Here is an 18,820-nt window from a genome sequence, read left to right as displayed (position 1 = left end):
GTTCGGTCATCCATGACATATTGTATGGCCGCCTTCAAGCCGGAAAAAACTGATGCGTTTCCTTTCAGGTGAAGAAGGTTTTTCCTTGCGCGCCCTCATCCGTAAGACGAAATTTTCTTATCCTGAGAGAGTACCTCAGCCGTCCTCTGACAGAGGACGGCTATCAGAACGTGGTCTTTATCTTTTTCAAACCGTCAATCAGGCGCTGACGTTCCTGCTCGGCTTGCTCCGTTGGTCCAAGACGCAGAATCCATGATGGATGAGCCAGACTCAGACGGTGCCGTCCCGTCTGTGCATCCTCACGCATGATCCCACGGAAATCTTTCAGTTGGGCGGAAGGCCCCTCCATGGCGCGCAAAGCTGTTGCCCCAAGCGTCACGACAAGCTGTGGCCGGATCAGGTCTATTTCCTGCCGTAGCCAGGGCTGACACGCCTGAATATGCTCCGCCCCAGGTGTTTGATGAATGCGCCGCCTGCCATGAGTACTGAAACGGAAATGCTTTACTGCATTCGTCATATAGAGGGAGTGGGGTTCAACGCCTGCTTCCGCCATACACTCCCTTAAAAGGGAGCCCGCAGGACCAACAAAAGGACGCCCGGCCAGATCTTCCTGATCGCCCGGCTGCTCTCCGACAATCATGACTTTTGCCGCCTCAGGCCCTTCCCCGACGACGGCCTGCGTAGCATGACAGTGAAGAGAGCAAGCCTGACAGGCCCGAATTTGCTGCGTCAGTTCTTCCAGACCACCTACTGAGGGCACGTCAGCCAGAACGGTTTTCTGGCGATTCTGGAGAGCCTGATGGAATTTGGGCGCAGGAAGAGCCTCCTGTGCCGCCATTTCGGCCACGCGTTTTTCCGCCTGCGCCACCAGATGGGGAATCAGGTTAGCCTCTGGCAGGTTATGCCAGTAACGCCGCGGCATTTCATTGCGCATCGCTTTCGTCCGGACACGGGCAGGATTGAAAGTCGAGGCGTAATAGGTCTGCCAGAGCTGATCCACGTCATCATCAAGCACCTGCTTTTCACAGGGCTCGAAAGAGCAATGTACCGTCTCGCCATCCCATCGCAAAGAGCCGCGCGGCGTCAGGATCATCCAGTCCATATCTGCGAAACGGCCCGCGAAAAAAGAAGAGACTTTTTCCAGCACATGATGGTCCGGCTCAAACCAGGAAAGAAAACGCCGCCGACCCGTCTCCGACGTTCCCTGCTCCCGGAAGCGCACGAAAGCCGTCATTTTATGGGCCGCCCGGCGAACCTGATGCACCATGCGACGCGCCTGCGCCACATCCTGATCTGTCACCACCGACAACAGGTTCGGATCACTCTGAAGACGCCAGAGCAGCCGGTAAGCTAATGCGAACCGCTCAGCACTGGAGTGGCAGAGAACATCTTTCAAAAGGGGCAGGCTCGATGCTTTGAGGCGAACATCCCGCACGACTTCGCCTTCAAACGTCTGATTTTCAGCCGCGTGAAACAGATCCAGATCGGCCTCAGGATAGCGCCAGAGGATCTGGTCCGGAGGAATGTCACGCTGAAGCGCCATTCTGGCCTTTTCGCGCCAGCCTTCAAACGCGCTGGTATCCGCGAGCCTGACGGTAACCGGCATTTACAGAAGCCGCATCTGCTGTGGAGCCGGCAGAAAAAGAGTCCGCAAATCCTGACGATCCGTCAGACGCGCGGGGCTCCATCCGGATGCCTTGACGAACGGACGCACCTTTTTAATGGAGACGTTCAGCCGCGCCAGATCTTCCAGACGGATTGTCGTGTGCTTTCGCGCAGACAGCAGCGCGGCAACGGTCCGAACCCCAAGCCCAGGGACCCGCAGCAGCATTTCTTTGGAGGCAAGATTCAGGTCCACTGGAAATTGCGCGCGGTTATCCAGAGCCCAGGCCAGCTTGGGATCAATCTCCAGATCCAGCATTCCATTGGGCCGTGATGCTGTCAGTTCGCCAAAATCAAAGCCATAGAACCGGAAGAGCCAGTCCGCCTGATACAGCCGGTGCTCCCGCTGTAACGGTGGGCTACGCACAGGCAGGATCGCTGAAGCATCTGGAATGGGGCTGAAGGCTGAATAGTAAACGCGGCGCAGGCCGTAAGACCCATAGAGACCCGAGCTACTGGCCAGAACATCCTGATCCGTCGCGGCATCTGCCCCGATGATCATCTGTGTACTCTGGCCGCCCGGTGAAAAGCGCCCTGCCCGTCTACCCGTATGTGTCTTCTCTTTGGCCGCATCAATCTTGAGACGCATGTCCCCCATCGCGCGGCGGATATTTCCGGCATCCTTCTCCGGCGCGTAATCCTTCAGGCCCGTTTCTGTCGGCATCTCGACGTTGATCGATAAGCGATCCGCATACAGGCCTGCTTCCTCCAGCAATTTGGGAGACGCATCCGGGATCGTCTTGAGATGGATATATCCGCGAAAACCATGCTTGAGCCGCAGGTCCCGCGCGACCTGCACAAGCTGCTCCATCGTATGATCGGACGACCGGATAATCCCCGACGACAGGAAAAGCCCCTCAATGCAGTTCCGACGGTAGAACTCCAGCGTCAGCCAGATCACTTCATCAGGCGTGAACTTCGCCCGCTCAACATTTGAGGACGAGCGGTTGATGCAATAGGCGCAGTCGTAAACGCAGAAATTGGTCAGCAGGATCTTGAGCAGCGAGATGCAACGCCCATCCGGCGTGTAAGCATGGCAGATCCCATTCCCGGTCGTGGAACCCAGACCGCCCGTTTTGGCAGAGTCCCGCCGCGTCGATCCACTGGATGCGCAGGACGCATCGTACTTTGCCGCATCGGACAGAATCGCAAGACGTTCAGACAGAGATTTCTTCATGCATTGTTCTTATTTCGTTCCTATCTATAAAATGCAAGAACTGCTTAAAATTTACCGGTTGTTTGCCTCTTTCCTGTCAAACCCTGTCACCGTTTTTTAAAGACGAAGATTCAGGTTCCCTTAACCATTCAAGGCCTATCGTGAAGGAGCAAAACTGCACCGACGGAGAATGTCTCGATGTCCATGTCAATCAATACAAATACAGCCGCCATGTCGGCTCTCCAGGTTCTGAACCAGACGACGGACCAGCTGAGCAAGACGCAGAACGCCGTGTCCACAGGCAAGAGTGTCAGCTCCGCCTCTGACAGCCCGGCCATTTACGCCATTTCCCAGACAATGAATTCCCAGATTTCGGCCCTGTCCGGCGTCTCAACCGGTCTTCAGTTTGCGGGACAGGTTCTCAGCACAGCCTCTTCTCAGGCTGGGTCCATTTCAAGCGTTCTGAGCAGCATGTCCGAGACGGTCACAAATGCTGCCAATAACGGTGAAGATCAGGACACCCTGAACACCCAGCTGAGCAGCTACCTGTCTCAGATCGACGTGGCCACGTCGAACTCGACCTTCCAAGGGGTAAACCTGCTGTCCGGCTCTACGAGCAGCAGCGTGAAATACACGCAGATTTCTGCTGCTCAGGACATCAATGGCAACCTGTTCACACTGAATGGTGCCGACGCCACCTCGACCGGTCTGGGCCTGCAAGGGCTGAGCACGGATATGAAGGGTGTCACGATCGACACGAGCGCAGTCACGGCTCTCGCAGGTTCTGGCGCGACCGCCACGACACTGACCCTGAAGAACCTATCTTCTGCTGACAGCAGCAATGCGACAGCATCAAACCCAGCCATCACCACGTCCTTCGTTCTGGACTCAAAGCCGGGTGATACCACTGACGGTGCTGCAACATCTGTCGGAACAGCCATTGCTTCTGGCCTGACAGACACTGCCACCTCCGTGGCAGTCAACAAGGATGGCACGCTGACAATCGCCGATGCCACATCCAAGAAGGCATCTGATGGTACGACGACGTACTCCCTGACCAATGGCGACACCATCACTGCCAAGGCTGATGCCAGTGGCAACATGACCTATAGCGCTGCCAAGGTTGGTGATCTGGATACCAACGGCAATGCGAAAGTTCTGACGCAGGTTGTGGACGTCAACGTCTCGAACGCCTCCACAACCAAGACCACAAGTGACCAGCTTTCAACGCTGGTGACGGCCCTGGGAAACGCCGGTTTCGGCGCCCAGATGGCAAACGACGGCAAGCTGACGATTGCCGGCGGCAATCTCGACGCAGCCGACGCAACAGCCACGACAGGCGCGTCGGTCAGCCTCACAGGGACGACAGGCGCTGCCACAGTAGCGACCACTTCCGGCACGGACGTTGTCCAACTTGCTGTTTCTGGCGCCATCAACAAGATGAGCCGCATTTCTTCCAGCATCGGTGTGGCTTCCAATACCGTTACACAGCTTCAGACGTCCAACAGCACGCTGTCTGATGCCCTGACGACGGGCGTGGGCGCCCTGACGGATGCTGATCTTGCAGCGGAAAGTGCCAAGCTTACGTCCCTGCAGACGAAGCAGCAATTGGCCATCCAGTCCCTCTCGATTGCGAATTCGCAGTCTTCCAACATCATGTCGCTCTTCCGCGGCTGATGATAGTGGGGCGCTGGTGAAAGCCAGCGCCCCTTTCTGGACTGTTCCAAAAGTTTCCCGTTTCCCGGGAGACTTTTGAAACAGTCCTTTTGTAAAGGAGCATCATGTCCGTGACCTATGGCATGTCACAATACCAGAACCAGTCCGGCACTTATCTTCCGCCACGGGAAGTGGAAGCCATGGCGTTCAGACACGTTAATGGGCTGCTTTCGGCGGCAAAAACACGCTCAGATCGGCAGGCCGCATTGTCTGCCAATCTCAAACTCTGGGGCATTCTGATGCAAGGGGTCCAGCGGACGGACTGCCCTTTGGATGCAATTCTGCGCAAAGACCTGACGACCGTTGGAACCTGGTCTATGCGATACGCCAATGTTGCACTGAACTCGGATACATCCCTTCAGGCTCTCATTGATATCAATATGGACATGATTGAAGGTCTATCAGCTTCTGCTGCCCCTTCCCCATATGCGGGACCCGCGGCATCAAACGAAACTCGCGCAGCTATTCAAATGGTCGGGTGAAAACTACTCCTCCCATGCCTTTGGCAGGACATGGGAGATTTTTTCATTCCTGACATACATTGCCTGTCAGGAATGACAGAGCATCATTTACGGTTATCGCTGCGGTCAACGTCCGGAATGACATGGTCCGGATCAAGCGTTACGGCCTTCACCGGACCATGGGCTTCAAACGTGACCTTCAAATCGCTGGTCTGCCGCCAGGCTTCCGTCGGGATACGGCGGTCCAGCGTTGTTCCGTCCTGATATTCGACGCGTAGAACAACAGGAAGAGGCAGGGTGCCGTAGTTCAGAACCTGCACAGACACAGGGTCCGTTCCTTTCTGCTCCACAGTTCCAACAGCGTAATCAGGCGCGGCGTTAGAGAAATACCATCCGCGCCAGAACCATGAGAGATCCTCACCGGCTTCGCTGCTCATCAAGCGAAAGAAATCCGATGGCGATGGGTGATGAAAAGCCCAAACGGCAATGTAGCGACGGAAGGCAGCGTCAAAACGCACAGGTCCGAGAATCTGCTCTCGCAGAAGCTTCAGCCCATAAGCTCCTTTGAAATAGACAACGCTATGGCGGTAAGTTTCGGAGACCTCGTCTGCCCCGGCCATCAGGTTTGGTGCTTTTGAATCCGTCAGGACAGGAACGATATCCTGCGCAGGATTGCCCGTTTTCGGAGCAAATTCCGGGTCGCGCTTTGGCGCGAATTCCCCGTTGTGGAAATGATCTGACGCATACGCATCGATAAAGGTGTTGAACCCTTCATCCATGAACGGATTACGCCGCTCATCAGAGCCCACAATCATCGGGAACCAGTCATGGCCCAACTCATGCGTCGTAATCCAGAAGAGCTCCGGGTCCCGGTCACTCATGCCGTCAAACACGATACCCGGATATTCCATTCCGGCTCCGTGCCCGCCCAGATTGACGGCATTTGGCCATGGATATTCGTACCACTGAGACGAAAAATACTCGATGGCGTGTTTGACGTATTCCGTTGATCGGTCCCATCCATGCGGGCCAATGCCTTCGCGGGGATAGACGGACATCGCCAACCGCGGAACCGGACGATAATTGGCCCAAGGCGCAACAGGCGGCAGGTTGATACGAGCAGCATCCCACAGAAAAGCTGGCGATGCCGTAAAGGCCACGTCGCGGCTATTGCGCATAACGTAATGCCAGGACACTTCCCCAGACTGCCTGAGATGGCTTTTGGGGTCTGTCACGTCATCAATGGTCCGGATCATGACGCGATTGTCGCTCTGCGCTGCCTGAGCCAGTCGCGCGCGTTCGGTTGTCGTCAGGGTCTGCTCCCGATTCAGGAGTGCCCCGGACCCGACGACCGTGAAGTTCCACGGAACAGTGACGGTGTAATCGAAGCTACCATATTCCAGATAAAACTCCTGCCCAAGATAGGGCAGAGTGTTCCATCCCGCGCGATCATCATACACGCTCAAACGCGGGTACCACTGAGCAATCTCGTAAATTTCACCCTCGCGAGATGGGGTGACAGCCGTGCGACCTCCCCACTCTCCCGGGACTGTATAGTGCCACTCGATTTTAATGACTGCGACGCCATGAGCATCAAGGGCTCGGGGCAGTCGAAGCTGCATCCGAGTGTCGGTAATCAGCGGCGTGACATCGACTTCATGGCCGCCCTGCACAATGGAAACACGCTCGATTTCCATGCCGGAAGTATGATGACCACCCGATGGGAATTTACCCCAGAACGAGGCCCGTGAGTCTGGGCGATAGAGGTTCTGCTCAAGCTGAACCCACAGAACGTCTAGCGTTTCCGGGCTGTTGTTGCTGTATGTGACGGTTTCGGCCCCATGCAGGACATGCGCCTGCGTGTCGATGCGGGATCGAATGACGTAATCCGTTCGGTTCTGCCAGTATTGTGGTCCGGGCAGACCAGAGCCCGAACGATAAACGTTCGGGGCATCAGGCAGTGTCAGCGGAGCAAAAACCGGAGCCGGGTCAGAGAGGGTTTTGGCCGAAAGAGCGGCCGGAACCAGCGCGCCTCCCAGAAGGGGTAAGAGAAAAAGGCGTACGCGCATCCGGGCTATGATCTCCGCTCTCGTTAGTTCCTACCCCGTTATAATATCACCTAGGCCGCCCAGATAAGATGCCAGATCAACTTTCAGAGGCATAAGATAGGCATTGTCGTTCTTTTCGCGCACCAGCGTCAGCATCTGGCGCGCAAGATGGACGTTCCCTTCAAGGGTATCGTCATAGTCTTTGGGGAACACCACATGGTTAACGCGCTCCCAGTATCGACGGGACCGTTCGCCCAAGACGGGTGAGACGCCCCAGAACACCGTATCGTCCTGCAACCAGTCCATAGAGAGCTGGAGCATGTGCAGATCAAACAGCGGTTGAGTAAAGAAACCGCAGGCCCCGGCGTCTTTTTTCCGGGCAATATCTTCCAGCTCCAGCCAGGGAGCCCGGCGGTAAGGGTCAAATACCGCGTAAACATCCAGATGCGGCACTTCCTTGCGATACCGCGCAATAATTTCCGCAGAAGTATTTGGATAGGAAACTCGATCACTTCCCGCAGGCAGTGGATCGCCTGCCACCACAAGCACGGATTTCAATTCTGGACGATCTGCACCCGGAAGAGGCGCTCCAGGAGCAATATCGATTGCGCGAATATGTGGAATCACATCCATGCCTGACCGACGGTTAACCTGTGCCGCAGCAGCATCGCTGCGCAGGTCGAAACGGATCAGGTCTGGAATATTCAGAAGGCCAACCTGCGGAAGCACTTTCTGTACCACCGCCACATCATCAAACAGAGCGTCTTCCGAGCGGGGAACCAGTTCAACAGAAACACGCATCAGAGGGCTTCACCCTTGCTTTGCCCTTGTGTAACGCGCGCAGCCTGAAGCGTATTGTGCAGGAGGCAGGCAATTGTCATTGGGCCAACGCCACCCGGAACAGGCGTAATATGGCCTGCAATCGGGAGCGCTTCCTCAAAAGCAACATCTCCCACAAGTCGTGTCCGGCCTTCAGGCGTCGGGACGCGCGTAATACCAACGTCAATGACGGTAGCGCCCGGTTTGATCCAGTCTCCGCGAACAAGCCCGTGCTTGCCAGTTGCCACAACCAGAATGTCTGCCTCACGTGCCAGTGCTCGTGTGTCCCGCGTATGGATATGCGCGACCGAGATCGTGCAGTTCTGCTTCAACAGAAGCTGCGCCATGGGCTTTCCAACCAGACTGGACGCCCCGATCACCACAGCATGCTTGCCCGTCATGTCCTTATGAACAGACTGTAAGAGCATAAGACATCCCAGCGGCGTGCAGGGGACGAGCCCGTCAATGCCCAGAGACAGGCGCCCGGCATTTACTTCACCCAGCCCGTCGACATCCTTATGCGGCGCGATCGCATTCGTCACGACAACCGGATCAATCTGGGGCGGCAACGGAAGCTGGACGAGAATACCGTGAATCTGCGGGTTCGCGTTCAACTGTGCAAGGAGCTCCAGAAGCTCTTCCTGCTTCGTGCTTTGCGGCAGCATATGCATGAAGGAACGCATGCCTGCACGGTGCGTCTGAATGGCTTTGTTCTTCACATAGACTTCAGATGCAGGATCATTGCCGACCAGAACGACTGCCAGACCCGGCACGGCATTGCCCTGCTCGATAAAGCTGGAAACTTCACGGCCGATACGGTCTGTCAGAGACCGGGCAATACCTTTGCCATCTATGAGTTTGCCGGCCAGTTCAGGGGGAAACGTGCTCATGGGCTCTCCGGATGGCAACAGGCTGCAGTTTCAGTTACGATTCAGGCTACAGCCCGCGTCGTGCGCAGGAAAAGGATGGTTTTATGTCCGAGGAAATACGCAAGAACTTCGCCAGTGACAATGTTACCCCCATCTGCCCTGAAGTCATGGCAGCCTTGCTGTCCGCCAATGAGGGCAGTGTTGGATCTTATGGAGCGGATGATCTTACCCAATCCCTGAACAAACGGTTTGGGGACATCTTCGAGACGGAAGTGGCTGTTTTCCCGATCGCGACGGGAACTGCTGCTAACAGTATCGCGCTTTCCGCTCTGGTCTCACCTTACGGAGCCGTGCTGTGCGACCAGAGCGCCCATATCAACACGGATGAAGGTGGCGCCCCGGAATTCTACATGCACGGCGCCAAGCTAGTCTGCATTCCATCCGCAGAAGGAAAGCTGGACCCGGCGACACTGCCTGCCGTTCTCAGAAATAATGAGGAAAGCGGCATTCTCAGCCCTGTTATTCAGGCCCTCTCACTCACGCAGGCTAACGAATGGGGACTTGTCTATAGTCTGGAGGAGCTGGTTGCACTGACGAGCATCGCACACGACCATGGCCTGAGCGTACATCTTGATGGCGCGCGCCTGGGGAATGCCGTGGCCCATCTTGGCTGCTCTCCAGCAGACGTGACGTGGAAAGCAGGTGTGGATGTTCTGAGCTTCGGGGGCACCAAGGCTGGCGCAATGGCGGCTGAAGCCGTGGTTTTTTTCCTCAATGACCGGACGCGTCCACTGGTTAAAGAGTTCCTGCGGCGCATCAAACGCAGTGGCAATCTGTGGTCCAAGCATCGTTTCCTGAGTGCGCAGCTTCACGCATTGCTGGAAAACGATGTGTGGCTCCGGAACGCTGCGCATGCCAACCAGATGGCCCAGCGCCTCGTCGATGGGCTTCGTCGCCATCCGGCGGCCCAGATGCCTTATGAGCGGCAGAGCAACGAGGTTTTCGTCATTCTGCCGGATCTGGTTTTGAAAGATCTGGAAGCCGTGGGCTACACATTCTACCGCTGGCCTACGCCGGAAGACGTCTCTGGCACACTGATCCGTCTGGTCACAAGTTACTACACCCGGCCAGAAGACGTAGACGCGCTGCTTGCAGAAATTGCAGCCTGAACCGGCCTTTACAGATCAGACGTTGATCCGAGCATTATTGTCCGGATCAACGGTTTTCTACTGACAACGATCAGCCAGCTTTGGATTTCAGGGCCGCATCAATTTCCAACGCCAGGCGCGCCATGGTGATGGCCCCATTCCGGCTTCCCGCACCACAGATGAAACGAGCCGGATGTGCAAAAACTGCATCCGGAACGCCCGAAATGGCCGCTAGCGCAGTTTTTTCCAGCCCACCCCAAGCTTCCGGCAAAGAAACGCGCTGCCCGAAATCGCCGCGCACAGGGGGAATGGCCTTCACGTTCCACTGCTCCGGGCCTGCTGGAGAGACAACATACACAACCGGAAGATCCCGCTCGAAAATGACCTTTTCGGTGGGCATTCCTGTTTCCATGACAAGGATGCGCTTGTCTTCCGCAGCCTCGTAAGCTTCCACAACGCGGTTAGCCGCCTTGAGGCTGGCCCGTACACGGTCAACCATATTGACCAGATGGGATGCGACGGCCGTTGCCGCATTCGCAAACCCTAAAGCTTCACGCTTTTTGGCTTCCTGCGCTCCGTAAAGCTCCGCAGTATCCCATGCTGGGCTGCACGCAGAAACAATGTCCGCAAGAGACAGCTTGCCCATCTTGGCTACACCATTGTCATCCTGATCAACAGGAATGATCAGGGACTTGTCGAGCGACTGCCAGATGGCGGCAACCATGTCCTCGGTCACCGGTGTCGTGACGATATTGCGGATGGCAGCGTGACCGTAGTCCTTCCACAACAGACCCGCAGCGCTATACGGCGTCCCGTCATCACGCAGGGGCTTGTCCTTCATGTGATGGTCATAGCGCCCAATGGACGGATCAAAGACACCGCCGACATCAAAAACGATATCGGCTTCTGCAATACGCTCCGGTGACCGGGTGCGCACAAACTGCAGGCGGTCGTCTGCGCCCTCACCGAGCACACGGCCACGCAGGCTGCCTTCCGGCGAAAGAGCGTAGTGAAGAATGGCATAACCCAGCGTCTCGTCGGCATGGAAATTGCCCGAATGGGTCAATGCCTTGACGGTTCTGGCTTCTTTTCCGAGACCAATTGGGGTGTGTTCTGACATCTGTACGGACCTGCTGACGGCAAAGGGGTGGTTTCTGATTGTGCCTTCTCATGCCGCACCCCCCAGCCCCAGACAACAAACTTCGTCAGAAACGTGCAGAAAATGCGTTGTTTTCCACTCCATCGAAACAGTGAATCACGCCGTCCATGCATTTCGATGGCGTTGTCATAATCCGTGCTATGTAAGGCCGAATGGAAACAAAGCTCCCCATTCCGCTCGCCGTTCTCGTCGGCATCCAGACCCCTGACGTCGATGACGTCGCACACGAAGCCAGCCTGGAAGAACTGGGGAGACTGGTTAAAACCCTTGGCTATGACGTCATCGGGTCCGTCTCGCAAAAGCGCGAAGGCACGGGTGCTGCCTCGCTCCTTGGTGCTGGCAAGCTGGAAGAGCTCGCAGACATTACCGGCGGCCGCGGGATCATCACACCGATGGTCAGGACCCCGATGACAAAGGCCCGCAAACGCTTTGAGGGCACCGTTGAAGCATCAGAGCCCGATGAAGAAGACTCAGATGGCCCCCGCAAGCCAGAATTCGTCATTGTTGACCACGAACTGACACCCAGTCAGATCCGCAATCTCGAACGCGCTACCGGCGCGCAGGTGCTGGATCGTACGGGTGTCATTGTTGAAATTTTCCATCGTCACGCCAATACCCGCGAAGCAAAGCTTCAGGTGGAGATGGCGCGGCTAAAATACGTTGCACCACGCCTGCGGGAATCCTCGAATGGTGGCGGCAGACAGCAGGGGCCTGGGGCTGGTGAAACCAATCTGTCGCTTGATCGCCGCAAGATCCGGGACCGCCTTGCCGAGCTGAAAACCCAGCTTGAAGCCGTTCAACGCGATAGCGATAACCGGCGTTCTGCACGGCGGGATCAGCTCCGCGTCGCGCTGGTGGGTTACACCAATGCTGGCAAGTCCTCCCTGATGCGCGCGCTCACCGGTAGCGAAGTTCTGGTACAGGACAAGCTCTTCGCTACGCTCGATACGACAGTCCGGACACTTCAGCCCGAGACACGTCCGCGTATTCTTGTGTCCGACACGGTGGGCTTCATCAAACAGCTCCCCCATGATCTGGTCGCCTCGTTCCGCTCCACGCTGTCTGAAGCGCTGGAAGCGTCCCTACTGCTGTTTGTCGTAGATGCCTCGGACCCGACTTACGAAGCGCAGCTTGAGGTTAGCCGCAGCGTTCTGCATGAAATCGGGGCGGATGTTGTGCCATCCCGGCTTGTTCTGAACAAAATGGATAAGGTGGATGACTCCCGGCGCGCTGAACTGCTGGAAAAGCATCCCGACGCCATTCCATTGTCTGCCCATCGACCAGATGACGTCAGCGCTTTACGGGAAAGCCTGATCGCCTTCTTCGAGACGAAAATGGTCGATGATGTTCTGGTACTGCCCTACTCGAAACAGGGGCTGATTGGCGAGATTTACGAGAGCGCCCGCGTCCTGTCCGAAGATCACGACGAGACAGGTCGCATCCTAAAAATCCGCGGCCTGCCAGGTGCCATTGCACGGTTGCATCGAAGCCTTTCGGCAAAATAAAGGCCCGTGCTGCCTTTCTGACCGGGCGGGATAGACGTTCCACAAAAAAGGCCACCATCTCGTTAAAGATGGTGGCCCAATGTTGTTATTGCGCTTTTGAGGGCGACACCTTCAAGACGCAAAGACTTTGGAAATTGCAGCCTGTGCCTCGTCCTGAATGGCCTTCAGGTGCTCTGGGCTTTTGAAGCTTTCGGCATAGATTTTGTAAACATCTTCCGTGCCGGACGGACGGGCTGCGAACCAGCCGTTTTCCGTCACAACCTTCAGGCCGCCGATCGCCGCGCCATTGCCCGGTGCCTTCGTCAGCTTGGCAATGATCTTGTCACCAGCCAGTTCTTCCAACGGGAACTGCTCAGGCGCCAGCTTGCTAAGCTTGGCCTTCTGTTCCGGGTTCGCCGCTGCGTCGATCCGCGCATAGTACGGCGTTCCGAGGCGAGCGATGATCTCATGGTAGTGCTGGCTCGGGTTCTTACCCGTCTTGGCCGTGATTTCCGCAGCAAGAAGGCCGAGAATGAGACCGTCCTTGTCGGTCGTCCAGACTGAGCCATCACGACGCAGGAAGGTTGCGCCTGCGCTTTCCTCGCCGCCGAAGCCCAGCGAGCCATCCATCAGGCCCGGCACGAACCATTTCAGACCGACCGGCACTTCGACCAGCTTACGGCCCATATCCGCGACAACACGATCAATCAGACCACTGCTCACCAGCGTCTTGCCGACACCCAGATCAGGCTTCCAGTCCGGACGGTTCTGGAACAGGTACGAAACCGCCACAGCCAGATAATGGTTCGGGTTCATCAGGCCATCCGGCATGGCCACGATGCCATGACGGTCTGCGTCCGTGTCATTGGCGAACGCGACGTCGAAATCCTGGCCCATCTTGATGAGACGCGCCATGGCATAGGGCGAAGAACAGTCCATACGGATCTGCCCGTCCCAGTCTGCCGTCATGAACGCAAACTGCGGGTCCACGACATCGCTGACGATCGTGGCATTCAGGCCGTACTTCTCGATGATGGGCTTCCAGTAGCCAACGGCAGCGCCACCAAGCGGATCAATACCAATCTTCACGCCCGCATCACGGATGGCCGCCATGTCGATGACATTTTCCAAATCGGCCACATACGGCGTGACGTAATCATAGCGCTTGATGGACGGTGCGTTCTTGGCTTCGTCGTAAGGCAGGCGCTTTACGTCCTTCAGGCCGTCCGCCAGCAGGTCATTCGCCATGTCCTGAATGGCTTTCGTCACGGCCGTATCTGCCGGACCACCATTCGTCGGATTGTACTTGAAGCCGCCGTCTGTCGGCGGGTTATGGGACGGCGTGACAACCACACCATCTGCCAGGCCCGTTGTGCGGCCTTTGTTGTAGGTCAGAATGGCGTGGGAAATGACGGGCGTCGGCGTGTAGCCATCGTTCTGGTCAATGCGGACATCAATGCCGTGGGCCGCGAAAACCTCAATGGCCGAACGCTGTGCGGGGGCCGACAGGGCGTGCGAGTCAATGCCAATGAAGAGCGGGCCACCAATCCCCTCCGCCTTACGATACCGACAGATTGCTTCACAGATGGCGAGGATATGGCCTTCGTTGAAGCTGGTATGGAAAGACGAACCACGGTGCCCGGAAGTCCCGAACGAAACACGCTGGGTCGGGATGGAGACGTCCGGCTTGCGATCATAATAAGCGGCAACCAGGGCCGATATATCCGTCAACTGCGACTGATCGAGCGTTTTTCCGGCGAGGGGGCTGATATTGGCCATTAATCCAAAATCCTTAACAGATCCGCGTTTTAAGCGACCGTAACGCACGAACGCCAATTGCGGCTCAGAAAAACTTATCTCGGGCCTTCTGTCCAGTTACAGAACTCTCACGCCGTCCCCTGTGACAAACATAAAAAAAGCGGGGAGACATCTGTCTCCCCGCTCCGTTTCGCAAAACCGGATAAGCGGATTACTGGCTGTCGTCACCTAGGCTGCCATCATCCGAACCATCAGGGGAGACAGCAACAAAGAGCTGCTGACCATCACGCAGGATGCGTAGCAAAGGGGGCTGCTTGCGAGACAGAGCGTCACGCACCTGCGCTACCACAGCCTTCGGAGACGGCGTGACGTGATTTCCCACGGCCACAATAATGTCGCCCGGACGAATGCCAGACTGGTCAGCCGGGGAACCCTGAACAACGTCAGCAACGACGGCGCCCTGCACGCTGTCATCAAGGCCCAGTTCCTGTCGGGCGCGCGGCGTCAGGGATGCCAAAGACACACCAAGCTTGCCAGCACCGGCGGACTGGCTGCTATCTGCACCCCCACTGCCATGATCCTGATTGGCGAGGTTGCCCACCGTGAATTTCACATCCATCGGCTTACCATCACGCAGCAGGTTCACCGTAGCGTCTGTTCCTGGTGCAATGGAGACAACCTTCACAGCCAGATCATGGCCGTTCTTCACCGGATGGCCATTCAGCGTCAGGATTACGTCGCCGCTCTTGATACCAGCCTTTTCGGCTGGGCTACCCTTGGAGACGGACGCCACCAGCGTTCCATGCGGGGGAGCGCCCGGTTCCGGGGACTTCAGGTTCAGGGCCTGTGCCATCGTCGGAGAGATGTCCTGCCCTTCGATGCCGAAATAGCCACGCGTCACATGACCGGTCTTTTCAAGCTGATCAACAACGGAGCGCACGGTGTTGGACGGGATGGCGAAGCCGATACCGATTGAACCACCACCGTTCGGCGAAATGATCATGGAGTTGATGCCCACGACCTTGCCGTCCTGCGTGAACAGCGGGCCACCGGAGTTGCCGTGATTGATCGGCGCATCAACCTGGATGAAGTCGTTATACGCGCCGGAATGCAGATCACGGCCCAGAGCCGAGACGATACCTGCCGTCACGGTTCCGCCAAGACCGTAGGGATTGCCGACGGCAACGACCCATTCGCCCGGCTGGACATCATCAGAATCACCGAGGTCAATGAACGGCAGTTTTCCGGTTGGCTTCACACGCAGAAGAGCCACGTCCGTCTTCGGATCACGACCAATGATCTTGGCCTGCAATGTGGTCCCGTCATCCAGCGTGACCGTCACCTTCGTGGCGCCATTCACAACGTGGTTGTTGGTCACGACATAACCATCAGCCGAGATGATGAAGCCTGATCCGCGAGCTTCCACCGTGCGGTTCTGCTGCTGTTGCTGCGGCATCATCTGGAACGGGAAGGGAAACGGGAAAGGCGAGCCCTGCATTCCGCCGCCGCCATCACCGCCTGGGCCGTTTTCTTCCTGCTCGGCAACATCGGCCTTGATGTGTGCCGTGATGGAAACAACGGCAGGCTTCACCTGCTTCACAAGAGTGACGAAGTTGGGCAGCGCCTGAACATTGGTCTGCGGCTTGATGGCTCCGTTATCCGCCATGGCAGCGGGAGCAGCGACCAGAAAGGTCGTGGCAGCGAGGGCAGCAAGGGAAGCGCGGAAGCGTGTGGTCATGTCAGTCCCGATTGTTACAGAAGAACGGTTCGGTCGTTATAAGTCCGCACTATGCACTGCGTTCCCATTCACCAAGCTGACCGGGAGGTGAAACATCCGTAAGTCTTTGTTTGTCACCCTTTCCGCAGCCGCTGGAAGAATGTTCTGAGCTGAAGAGCAGCTTCCCGTTCGCGTAGGCCGCCGATCACTTCCGGCCTGTGCAGGCAGGTCGGCCGTTCAAACACACGTGGACCGTGTTCCACCCCGCCACCTTTGGGATCATAAGCACCGAACACGACACGCTCGCACCTGAAATGCACAATGGCGCCCGCGCACATCGGGCAGGGTTCCAGCGTGACAACAAGCGTACATCCTGTCAGGCGCGGCGAGCCAAGCTTCACCGCCGCCGCACGCATGGCCAAGAGTTCAGCATGGGCCGAGGCGTCATACAGTTCCTCTACGCGGTTGCGCGCCACGGACACGACATCTCCCGCCGCATTCAGTACGACTGCCCCCACGGGAACTTCACCCTGTCGGGCCGCTTCGTCTGCGGCATCAAGAGCCATCTGCATGGCGCGGCTTGTATCGGCCTGAATCATGATGCGATGATGGGGCGTATGACCACTGCCCGTCCATCCCCTTCCCGGAACACAGCTCCGCTCATTGGTCTTACGCTCGATCATGAACCTGGCGGTCCGGGGCAATTTTCTCGCTATCCTTATTATGCCTTGCGGGAAAATTATCTCACGGCCCTCAGTGATGCTGGCGGCTTACCAGTCTGCTTGGGGTATGTAGGGAACGCGGACGCGATGGTAGAGCGCCTGGACGCCCTCGTTATTACTGGCGGCGCGTTTGACGTTGATCCGGCGCTGTATGGGGAAGAGCCTCACGCGTTAACCAGCCCCCGTCCCGCCAGAACATCTGCCGAGCTTGCCCTTCTGCATGCTGCACTCAAGCGGGACATTCCTGTTCTGGGAATCTGTGGCGGCATGCAACTTATGGCCGTGAATGCGGGCGGGACACTGATCCAGCATCTTCCACCCGAACTGGAACACGAGCAGCCCAACCCGCGCCATGAACCCGGACATACGGTTTCCTTTGTGGCTGGCACCCGCCTGGCCCGCATTGCTGACACCGAGATCATGCATGTCAATTCCTCCCACCATCAGGCTGTGCGGACGGCAGGAAAGGCAAAAATCTCGGCTGTTGCAGCAGACGGTGTGATCGAGGCAATCGAACTGGACGACGCAAAATTCGCCATTGGTGTACAGTGGCATCCTGAATTCACCCTCGACCCCGGCGACCGTCGCCTGTATGCGGCGCTGGTGGAGGCAGCAGCACGATGACCGAAGAACTTAACCCGACCCCTGAAACATCCGACGGCCCAAGAGGCGAACGCATCGCGAAGTTCCTTGCGCGCGCTGGCGTTGCCAGCCGTCGTGACGTGGAACGCATGATCGAAGACGGCCGGATCAAGATGGACGGCCAGCCCGTCACGCATCCCGCAACATTCGTTCAGCCGGGTGACATCGTGCTGGTTGACGGTAAGCCCGTGGATAATCCCGAGCGTACCCGTCTGTGGCGTTATCACAAGCCTGACGGCCTTCTGACCACGCATCGTGATCCGCAGGAACGCCGGACAGTTTTTGACTCCCTGCCCGAAGGAATGCCGCGTGTTATCAGCGTCGGCCGACTGGATATCAATTCCGAAGGTCTGCTGCTGCTGACAAACGATGGCGAACTGGCACGTCGTCTGGAGCTGCCCGGCAATGCCTGGGTCCGCCGTTACCGTGTGCGCGTCTTTGGCATGGTGGACGAGAGACGTCTGGCCTCTCTGGTCGATGGTTTTGAATTTGAAGGCATCCGTTACGGCTCGATCGAAGCCGAACTGGACTCCGTCAAGGGTGACAACTCCTGGCTGACCGTCTCTTTGCGTGAAGGCAAAAACCGTGAAATCCGTCAGGTTATGCGCGGCCTGAACCTGCATGTGAGCCGACTGATCCGTCTGTCGTATGGTCCGTTTCAGCTCGGCTCTCTGAAGGCGCGCGAGCTTGAAGAAGTCAACGGTAAGACACTGCGCGAGCAGATCCCCGATCTACCTGCTCCGACCCGCAAGCGGACCCGCTGATTCATGCGGATTGTTGGCGGAGAGAACAAGGGCCGTGCACTTATGGCCCCACGGGGAGAAGGGACGCGCCCCACATCTGATCGGACGCGGCAGGCCATCTTTGACATGCTGGCTCATGCCCCGTGGTACGGGCATGATGAGCTTGAAGAGGCCATTGTTCTGGACGGTTATGCCGGGACAGGGGCGATGGGCCTGGAAGCCCTGTCTCGAGGGGCTCAGCGCGCATCTTTCATCGAGCGGGACCGCAATGCCCTGAACGCCCTGCGCGCCAATCTCGATATCTGTCGCGCCCGGGACATCTCCCGCGTGCTGAGTTGCAGCGTGACGCATCCGCCCCGTGCGACAGAGCCGCATACGCTGATTTTCCTGGATCCACCTTACGGGAAAACACTGGTCGAATCGGGTCTGCGCGCTCTGGCACGAGGGGGCTGGATAGCCGAAGGTGCACTGATCGTTGCAGAGACGGGAGCGACTGAAGATTTTGCCCCGTTTGTGCCACCTTCCGAACACTTTTCCCCCACACTTCCTGCCGAGCCACTCGTGATCCGGAAATTCGGCGCGGCAAAGGTGACCATCTGGCGACATTCATCCACTGTTCCTTAATTTTCCTACTGTATTCAGTGGCCTGTCAGGTATAATTCAGTCTTGATCTGAAAGCCGTAATCCAGAAAACCGACGGGGTGACGAGACTTGGC

Annotated in this window: 16 protein-coding genes; 7 read left to right on the top strand and 9 right to left on the bottom strand. The window is 57.3% G+C overall.

All coding sequences use genetic code 11. The features are described 5' to 3' along the window. Window positions 1-163: 163 nt before the first annotated feature. The gene (locus tag ABF979_RS07005) at window positions 164-1,606 is read right to left on the bottom strand and encodes a UdgX family uracil-DNA binding protein (protein WP_415558742.1); all 1,443 of its coding nucleotides are present in this window, start codon (window positions 1,604-1,606) and stop codon (window positions 164-166) included. Then, window positions 1,607-2,839, bottom strand: coding sequence for a putative DNA modification/repair radical SAM protein (locus ABF979_RS07000; protein WP_099211636.1), 1,233 nt, complete (start codon window positions 2,837-2,839; stop codon window positions 1,607-1,609). Between the two features lie 183 nt (window positions 2,840-3,022). On the opposite strand from ABF979_RS07000, the gene ABF979_RS06995 reads away from it, so the two are divergent. Together ABF979_RS06995 and ABF979_RS06990 are read left to right on the top strand one after the other, a co-directional pair. Next, a complete protein-coding gene (locus ABF979_RS06995; protein ID WP_252348562.1) occupies window positions 3,023-4,495 on the top strand; it encodes a flagellin in 1,473 nt (490 codons plus the stop codon). 104 nt (window positions 4,496-4,599) lie between these two features. After that, on the top strand, window positions 4,600-5,016 hold the full coding sequence (locus ABF979_RS06990; RefSeq protein ID WP_249206640.1) for a flagellar biosynthesis regulator FlaF: 417 nt from the start codon (window positions 4,600-4,602) through the stop codon (window positions 5,014-5,016). 83 nt (window positions 5,017-5,099) lie between these two features. On the opposite strand, the gene ABF979_RS06985 is transcribed toward ABF979_RS06990, so the two are convergent. The 3 genes from ABF979_RS06985 to folD are packed head-to-tail and all read right to left on the bottom strand — an operon-like array spanning window position 5,100 to window position 8,752. After that, on the bottom strand, window positions 5,100-7,064 hold the full coding sequence (locus ABF979_RS06985; RefSeq protein ID WP_415558740.1) for a M1 family metallopeptidase: 1,965 nt from the start codon (window positions 7,062-7,064) through the stop codon (window positions 5,100-5,102). Window positions 7,065-7,094: 30 nt separating this feature from the next. Then, window positions 7,095-7,844, bottom strand: a complete 750-nt coding sequence (locus tag ABF979_RS06980) for a methylenetetrahydrofolate reductase (protein WP_415558738.1) — start codon at window positions 7,842-7,844, stop codon at window positions 7,095-7,097. Next, the gene (folD, locus tag ABF979_RS06975; protein WP_202207077.1) at window positions 7,844-8,752 is read right to left on the bottom strand and encodes a bifunctional methylenetetrahydrofolate dehydrogenase/methenyltetrahydrofolate cyclohydrolase FolD; all 909 of its coding nucleotides are present in this window, start codon (window positions 8,750-8,752) and stop codon (window positions 7,844-7,846) included. The genes ABF979_RS06980 and folD overlap by 1 nt, the downstream gene beginning before the upstream one ends. An 83-nt stretch (window positions 8,753-8,835) precedes the next feature. On the opposite strand from folD, the gene ABF979_RS06970 reads away from it, so the two are divergent. Then, the gene (locus ABF979_RS06970; protein WP_415558736.1) at window positions 8,836-9,900 is read left to right on the top strand and encodes a threonine aldolase family protein; all 1,065 of its coding nucleotides are present in this window, start codon (window positions 8,836-8,838) and stop codon (window positions 9,898-9,900) included. A 70-nt stretch (window positions 9,901-9,970) separates the two neighbouring features. Here ABF979_RS06970 and ABF979_RS06965 read toward each other — a convergent pair whose 3' ends face one another. Continuing rightward, window positions 9,971-10,999 (bottom strand): MYG1 family protein, encoded by a 1,029-nt coding sequence (locus tag ABF979_RS06965; protein WP_415558734.1) that lies wholly within the window; start codon window positions 10,997-10,999, stop codon window positions 9,971-9,973. 191 nt (window positions 11,000-11,190) lie between these two features. Between ABF979_RS06965 and hflX the strand changes: the two genes are divergently transcribed. Further along, window positions 11,191-12,543, top strand: a complete 1,353-nt coding sequence (hflX, locus tag ABF979_RS06960; RefSeq protein WP_415558732.1) for a GTPase HflX — start codon at window positions 11,191-11,193, stop codon at window positions 12,541-12,543. Window positions 12,544-12,654: 111 nt separating this feature from the next. Here the strand turns inward: hflX and pgm are convergent, their stop codons facing one another. From pgm to ABF979_RS06945, 3 genes are all read right to left on the bottom strand, one after another. After that, window positions 12,655-14,301 (bottom strand): phosphoglucomutase (alpha-D-glucose-1,6-bisphosphate-dependent), encoded by a 1,647-nt coding sequence (gene pgm / locus ABF979_RS06955; protein ID WP_415558730.1) that lies wholly within the window; start codon window positions 14,299-14,301, stop codon window positions 12,655-12,657. Window positions 14,302-14,491: 190 nt separating this feature from the next. After that, entirely contained in the window at window positions 14,492-16,018 is a 1,527-nt protein-coding gene (locus ABF979_RS06950; RefSeq protein ID WP_415558728.1) for a Do family serine endopeptidase, read from the bottom strand. A gap of 113 nt (window positions 16,019-16,131) precedes the next feature. Further along, window positions 16,132-16,596: a nucleoside deaminase gene (locus ABF979_RS06945; RefSeq protein WP_415558726.1), complete on the bottom strand. Its 465-nt coding sequence runs from the start codon at window positions 16,594-16,596 to the stop codon at window positions 16,132-16,134. Between the two features lie 6 nt (window positions 16,597-16,602). On the opposite strand from ABF979_RS06945, the gene ABF979_RS06940 reads away from it, so the two are divergent. From ABF979_RS06940 to rsmD, 3 genes are read left to right on the top strand one after another with little or no spacing between them, the layout of a single operon-like run. After that, on the top strand, window positions 16,603-17,343 hold the full coding sequence (locus ABF979_RS06940; protein WP_415558724.1) for a gamma-glutamyl-gamma-aminobutyrate hydrolase family protein: 741 nt from the start codon (window positions 16,603-16,605) through the stop codon (window positions 17,341-17,343). Next, on the top strand, window positions 17,340-18,125 hold the full coding sequence (locus tag ABF979_RS06935; protein ID WP_046900642.1) for a pseudouridine synthase: 786 nt from the start codon (window positions 17,340-17,342) through the stop codon (window positions 18,123-18,125). Before ABF979_RS06940 ends, ABF979_RS06935 begins: the two co-directional genes overlap by 4 nt. 3 nt (window positions 18,126-18,128) lie before the next feature. Continuing rightward, window positions 18,129-18,728 (top strand): 16S rRNA (guanine(966)-N(2))-methyltransferase RsmD, encoded by a 600-nt coding sequence (gene rsmD / locus ABF979_RS06930; RefSeq protein WP_064274599.1) that lies wholly within the window; start codon window positions 18,129-18,131, stop codon window positions 18,726-18,728. The last annotated feature ends 92 nt before the right edge of the window (window positions 18,729-18,820 follow it).

This window comes from Gluconobacter sp. (assembly GCF_047723935.1).
Lineage (GTDB): Bacteria > Pseudomonadota > Alphaproteobacteria > Acetobacterales > Acetobacteraceae > Gluconobacter.
Note: the sequence above shows the minus strand (reverse complement) of the source record. Positions and strands in the feature narration are given on the sequence as shown.